The following is a 1316-nucleotide window of genomic DNA, read 5'->3' on the forward strand; positions in this document are numbered from 1 at the left end:
TATATAAATTATAATATAAATATTCAGAAATTTCAATCTATTTTTGTAGAATAGTTATATTTTTTGATATTTAATATATTATCATTAAATTTTATTACATATATTTGTAATATTTTAGATACTCTTTATACTTATATTGCTGATATACTTTGATTAAGAAAATTAACTCTATTTTTCTAAATTATGAAGGAGGTATCCTACTATGAATTTTGGGAATATCAATCTTATACTTATTGGAGTGGGAATTATAGTATTAACCATAATAATATCTTTAATTAAACCTAAAACTAGTTTTTGCAGTGAAAAATATTTTAATAAATTAGAATCAATGTATGGAAATATAGATAGGAAAAGAACTGTTAAACTGGAAGTGCTTTATCGCTATGTAATAGGCTTTGAATATATAGCTATAGGTTTATTAGATATTACAATAATAGCAATTATATTAATAGTTATTATAACAGCAATCTTATATTATTTAATTAGGAAAAGGTATATTGTTATATAAACTTTAAATTTATTAAAAAAGAAGGTAACAACTATTTTCAGTTGCTACCTTCTTAGCCATCAATGCTTAAATTTTGATACACTAAAATTTTTAACTTGAGACTTGAATAACTGTTCAATCTCACCAACTATACTCTGTATCTTACTTTCATATCTTGAATCATAATATATATTTATCTCACCTATGCTATTTATGCTTATAGAATAGTCTTTTCTTTCTATTATACATATGCTTCCACAATCAGATAAATCATTCTTGTATATTGATTTTAATTGCCTTTTTATCTTTAGAAAGTCTATTGTTGGATAAATATTATTTGGATAAAAGCTCTTATCATGTATTAACATCTTATCCACCCCTTATCATTCTATTCATTAAATTTATACCTTAATCAAAACGATATTAAACATATTTTTCCATATATTTATAATTCTTTCATATAGTATTTACTTCTATCTATTGATAAAATCTAATACTTTGTAAAGTGTATCAAATCATTACCTTTTATAGCTGTGTACTTCTCTTTGGTTATACAATTAATAAATATAACTAGTTTTACAATTATAATGACTAGTTTCGCATATCTACTTGTAAAATATTTTTAAAAAAAGTATTATTTAAATAAGATTTTAGATAACATAATATGCATAATTTACTGAATATTTTTTATTTTTCATTTTTTAGGGGGATTGCTTATGTTTAATGATATGATTGATGAATGTATTCACATAATGACTGCATATATTGCTAATTTAAAAGAATATTATTCATTCATAGAAACTCAGCTTGATGATTTCATTAAAAAATA

2 protein-coding genes are annotated in these 1316 nt (G+C 21.6%); one reads left to right on the top strand and one right to left on the bottom strand.

Translation table 11 applies throughout. The annotated features are described in order from the left end of the window. The first annotated feature begins 202 nt into the window (after positions 1 to 202). Entirely contained in the window at positions 203 to 508 is a 306-nt protein-coding gene (locus IC173_RS20245; RefSeq protein WP_227856201.1) for a hypothetical protein, read from the top strand. Between the two features lie 59 nt (positions 509 to 567). On the opposite strand, the gene IC173_RS20250 is transcribed toward IC173_RS20245, so the two are convergent. Then, positions 568 to 855 (bottom strand): hypothetical protein, encoded by a 288-nt coding sequence (locus IC173_RS20250; RefSeq protein WP_227856202.1) that lies wholly within the window; start codon positions 853 to 855, stop codon positions 568 to 570. Positions 856 to 1316: the final 461 nt, after the last annotated feature.

The sequence above is a fragment of the Clostridioides sp. ES-S-0048-02 genome (assembly GCF_020658495.1).
Taxonomy (GTDB): domain Bacteria; phylum Bacillota; class Clostridia; order Peptostreptococcales; family Peptostreptococcaceae; genus Clostridioides.